Raw genomic sequence first — 4903 nt, 5'->3', positions numbered from 1 at the left:
CCGGTGTCGAAGGGCTGGCACGGGTCGTCAACGGCATCCTCCGTTTATCGCTTACCTACGTGGACGAGGTCATCCTCGCCTACGGCGTGCGCACCCGCAGCGACAACCCCTGGGCATCAAGCCGTACCGCACTGGTGCTCTACGGCCAGAATTACCGCGCGTTCCTGCGCAACGCCGTCATTCTGGCGCTGTGCGTATGGGGCCTGACCCTGGCGGTGTTCTTGGTAGTCCTCGCCCCGGTGGCGGCACTGGTGGCCGTCTTCCCGGGGGCGGCGGGGGGACTCACCCTGCTGGTCGCACTGGTGTTCGCCTGGGCGATCAAGGCCGCAGTGATCGAGCCCTTCGCCATGACCGCGCTGATGCAGGCCTTCTTCCGGGTGACCGAGGGCCAGACGCCCGACCCGGCATGGGAGACGCGCCTGGAGGAGCTCTCCGAGCGCTTCACCGAGCTCGGTGAGCGGGCGCGCAGCTGGGCCTCTGGACACACCGTGGATACACCCGGGCCCGCGACGGCGGACACCTCAGGCGGCGAGTCGCAACCGCGTCACTGAGCCGGCCCCCCCCGGGTTCCAGTGACCGCAGCGCGTGCCTCGCTGTGAATCCACGCGGAGAAGGCGCTGACCTTGGGGCGCTCCAGCTCGCCGTGGGCGCACACGAGGTAATAGGCGTGGGTACTGGCGAGGGTGACGGAGAACGGGGCGATCAGCCGGCCGGCGGCGAGGTCATCGGCGACCAGCACCCGCTGGCCCAGGGCGACGCCCTGCCCGGCCACGGCGGCGGCGGTTAACAGGCCGGCATCGCTGAACCGGGGCCCACGCTCGGCCGCCTCCGCCAGCCCGGGGACACCGGCGGCGGCGAACCACCGCGGCCAGTCGTCCGTCATCAGGTGGAGAATGGCGTGATACCGCAGATCCGCCGGCTCGCGCAGCGGCGAAGCCCCTTCCAGCAGCGACGGACTGCACACGGGGAAGAGCTCGGTCTCCAGCAGCGGGTGGGCCTCGAGCCCCGGCCAGCGGCCGGGGCCGTAGCGCACGGCCACGTCCACGTCCTCCACCGCCGGGTCCGCCAGCGCGTTAGAGGTGGACAGGCGGACATCGATCTCCGGGTGCCGGACCTGAAATCCGGCAAGCCTCGGCACCAGCCACTTGGCCGCGAACGAGGGCGTCGTGGAGACGGTGACGATCCCCGTTCGCTCGGCCTGCACCACACGCTCCGTGGCGGCCTCGATCCGCTCCAGCGCCGGCGTCAGCGCCTCAAGATAGGCCCGTCCGGCCGCGGTCAGCACCACCCCGCGACCGTGACGCCGGAACAGCCGCGCCCCCAGCCGCTCCTCGAGCCGGCGCACGTGCTGGCCCACCGCGGCGGCGGTGATGCTGAGCTCCTCCGCCGCGCGGGCGAAGCCGCGGTGCCGGCCCGCGGCCTCGAAGGCACGGACGGCGTTGAGGGGCGGCAGGGATCGGGCCATGGGCACCACTCTAAAGTTCCACTTTACGGACTGTAGAAAGTATTGCTTGCACCATCCGCCGTCCATGCGGAACCTGTCTGCGAAGTCACCGGCATGAGCATACCGGGATGGGGACATATCAGAAAAACAAAAACTTCATTGCCGGGAGGAGGACACGCGGCAAGGTGGACGGCGATAACCCCCGCCCGGCGTGGACACCCGATTGCACAGACACCAGAGGTGAGACCGTGGAACACATCGACATCCCCGGCACGCAGATCACCGCCTCCCGCATCGGCCTCGGCACCTGGGCCATCGGCGGCTGGATGTGGGGCGGCACCGACGAGGAGCGCTCCATCCGCACCATCCTCTCCGCACTGGAGCGGGGCGTGAGCCTTATCGACACCGCACCGGTCTACGGCTTCGGCCGCTCCGAGGAGATCGTCGGCCGCGCCCTCGCCCGCCACGGCCGGCGCGAGGACGTGGTCCTGGCGACCAAGGTGGCACTGGAGTGGAACGACGCCGGCGTGGTGCGCAACGCCTCCCCGGAGCGGATCCAGCAGGAGGTCGAGGACTCTCTGCGCCGCTTCGGCACGGACTATATCGACATCTACCAGGTCCACTGGCCGGACCCGGAGACCCCCATCGAGGAGACGGCGCGGACACTGGAGCGCCTGTACCGCGACGGCAAGATCCGCGCAATCGGGGTCAGCAACTTCTCCCCGGAGCAGGCAGAGACCTTTCGCTCGGTGGCGCCGCTGCATACGGTCCAGCCGCCGTACAACCTCTTCGAGCGCGGCATCGAGTCCGGGCTGCTGCCCTACGTGCGCGAGCGGGGCCTGGTCACGCTGACCTACGGTGCCCTCTGCCGTGGCCTGCTCTCGGGACGGATGCGCGCGGACACGCAGTTCGAGGGCGACGACCTGCGCAACAACGACCCCAAGTTCCAGGCCCCGCGCTACCGCCAGTACCTGGACGCGGTGGACGCGCTGAATGCCTTCGCCGCGGAGCGCTTCGGCAAGGGCGTGCTGGAACTCGCGCTGCGCTGGCTCCTGGACCGGCCCGGTGTCGGCATCGCCCTGTGGGGGGCCCGGCGGCCGGAGCAGCTCGAGCCGATCTCCGGGGTGATGGACTTCCACCTCACCGAGACGGACTTCGAGCGCATCGACGCCATCCTCGCCGAGCACATCACCGATCCGGTGGGTCCGGAGTTCATGGCGCCGCCCAGCCGCAGCGAGCAGGCCGGCTGACCCGGCCCGTGCCGCGGGGGCGCCGGCGGCCGGCGCCCCCGCGGCGCCTGACTCACGGCACCCGGTCCCGGCCGGGACCGTACAGCCACGAGAGCAGCAGCCCCTCGACGAGCACCACCACCGCCCACAGGGCCAGCTCCAGGGTGAGCAGCGCCACCGGCTCGCGGAACATGTTGAACGGCGCGTGGAACTCGAAATACAGCGCCATCAACACCCACAGGACCACGGCGTACGCGGCCCCACGGGGGATCCGGCCCCGGGGCAGTACCGGCTCGATATAGGCGAACACCAGGCCGTGAAGCACCCCGATACCGGCGGCGATGAGCAGGTACAACGGCCCGTTGGTGAACATCAGCGGTCGCGGCGAGGCCTCGAAAAGCACATCCAGGAGCTTGGCGCTCTGCACCGCCGGATCGAAGAGCACCGGCGCCGCGAGCCCGAAGAAAAGCCCGTTGCTCACCAGGCTCGCGATCACGAAGGCGATCGCCCCGCCGACCGCCGCCCTTGCCCAGGGATTACCCGGCATGCCCGTGACCGTCAGTCCCGAAGATAGCGCGAGACCACCTTCTCCTCGCGCAGCAGCCCCTGCGGACGGAACAGCACGATGCCGGCGAGCAGCAGCGCCACCAGCAGCCAGCGGAAGTAGGCGGCTCGCCGCGGCAGATCGTCGGAGATCAGCGCCAGCAGCGGCTCGATGGCGTCGGCGAGGAAGGCGGTGCCGCTCCAAACGCCCCAGACGATGAATCCCCCGATGATCGCGCCGCGGTTATTGCCGCTGCCGCCGAGCATGAGCATCACCCACACCAGGAAGGTGGCGAACAGGGCGTGGAAGTGGCTGTAATCGATGGTCACCGTGTAGTGCGCGTACAGCGCGCCGGCGATGCCCATGATCACCGCGCCGACCACGAAGGACTGGATGCGCACGTAGGTGATGGGCTTGCCGTTCATCGCCGCGGAGGACTCCTCGTCGCGCACCGCGCGCAGCATCCGCCCCCAGGGCGAGCGGCAGGCCCGCTCGATGACGACGTACACCAGCGCCACGAACACCGCGATGATCACCAGGTAGAACAGCGGGTAATCCCGCGGTGAGAGCACGGACAGGGCCCCGTTCAGCCAGCCGGGGGCCCAGCCGCAGCCGTTCGCCTCCACGAGGCAGTGCATGGGCTGGGGGATGCCGCGCAGCGGCTGCGGGCCATTGGCGAGCCAACGCTCATTCTGGAAGATCAGCCGGATGATCTCCGCCACGCCGATGGTCGCGATCGCGAGGAAGTCCATGCGCAGCCGCAGCACCGGCACCGCGATCAGGAACGCGAGCACCCCGGAGACCACCGCCGCGGCGAGCACGCCGACCAGGAAGGGCATGTTCAGCCCGAACGCCATCTGCGTGTACTGCGCGGCGACCCCGGTAGGGGCCTCGATGGTCACCAGCGCGGAGGTGAACGCACCCACGGCGAAGAATCCGGCGACACCGAAGTTCAGGTGGCCCGTGTAGCCCCACTGGGTGTTGAGCCCCAGCGCCAGAAGCGCGTAGACGCAGCCCATGATCGCGAAGGACACCCCATAGGCGAGCAGCCCCGCCGAGAGTCCGGCCGCGGCCGCGAGGGCCACCACCGCACCGACGACCACCGCCGCCAGCGGCCGCCACGCCCGTGCCGGCAGCACCAGTCCGAAAGCCAGCGCCAGGGGCACGAACAGCAGCGTCGCCTTGACCAGGACCAGCGTCTCCATTGCCTCAGCCTCCCTCGCGCCCGAACAGGCCCTGGGGGCGAACGAGCAGCACGATCACCATGAGCACGAAGGCCACCGCCGGCCCGTAGGTGGGATCGAGGAAGGCGGTGGATACCTGGTGGGTCACACCGATCACCAGCGCCCCGACGAGGGCGCCGTAGGGATTGCCGATCCCGCCCATGATCGCCGCAGCGAACATCGGCAGCAGCAGCCAGAAGCCCATCTCCGGGCGGAGCTGGGAGGACAGCCCGTACATCGTGCCGCCGGCGGCGGCGAGGGCGCCGCCGAGCAGCCAGGTCCAGGCGATCACCCGCTCGGTGTTGATGCCCCGTACCTGGGCGAGCTCGGGGTTGTCCGCGGTCGCGCGCATGGCCTTGCCGATGCGTGTGCGCTCCAGCAGCACGTAGAGCCCGGCCATGATCGCCAGCGCCAGCAGCAGGATGAAGACCTGGTCGGCACGCACACGGATGTTGAACGGCAG

Annotated in this window: 5 protein-coding genes and 1 pseudogene; 2 read left to right on the top strand and 4 right to left on the bottom strand. The window is 70.0% G+C overall.

The annotated features are described in order from the left end of the window. A pseudogene (locus tag G7A99_RS24860) lies at positions 1–551 on the top strand (hypothetical protein); the annotation flags it as partial. Here the strand turns inward: G7A99_RS24860 and gcvA are convergent. After that, positions 545–1465: a transcriptional regulator GcvA gene (gene gcvA / locus G7A99_RS09205; protein ID WP_163139681.1), complete on the bottom strand. Its 921-nt coding sequence runs from the start codon at positions 1463–1465 to the stop codon at positions 545–547. The pseudogene G7A99_RS24860 and the gene gcvA overlap by 7 nt on opposite strands. A 227-nt stretch (positions 1466–1692) precedes the next feature. On the opposite strand from gcvA, the gene G7A99_RS09200 reads away from it, so the two are divergent. Continuing rightward, positions 1693–2694 carry an aldo/keto reductase gene (locus tag G7A99_RS09200; protein ID WP_018718278.1) on the top strand — a complete coding sequence of 334 codons (1002 nt, stop codon included), beginning with the start codon at positions 1693–1695 and terminating at the stop codon, positions 2692–2694. A gap of 52 nt (positions 2695–2746) precedes the next feature. Here the strand turns inward: G7A99_RS09200 and G7A99_RS09195 are convergent, their stop codons facing one another. The 3 genes from G7A99_RS09195 to G7A99_RS09185 all read right to left on the bottom strand — a co-directional run. Further along, a complete protein-coding gene (locus G7A99_RS09195; RefSeq protein WP_163139679.1) occupies positions 2747–3220 on the bottom strand; it encodes a hypothetical protein in 474 nt (157 codons plus the stop codon). Positions 3221–3231: 11 nt separating this feature from the next. After that, the gene (locus G7A99_RS09190) at positions 3232–4422 is read right to left on the bottom strand and encodes a branched-chain amino acid ABC transporter permease (RefSeq protein WP_240466215.1); all 1191 of its coding nucleotides are present in this window, start codon (positions 4420–4422) and stop codon (positions 3232–3234) included. A 4-nt stretch (positions 4423–4426) separates the two neighbouring features. Further along, positions 4427–4903, bottom strand: a 477-nt coding sequence (locus G7A99_RS09185) for a branched-chain amino acid ABC transporter permease (protein WP_163139677.1), incomplete at its 5' end; no start/stop codon positions are given.

This window comes from Arhodomonas sp. KWT, assembly GCF_010993615.1.
This window is presented reverse-complemented; position numbering and strand designations above follow the sequence as displayed.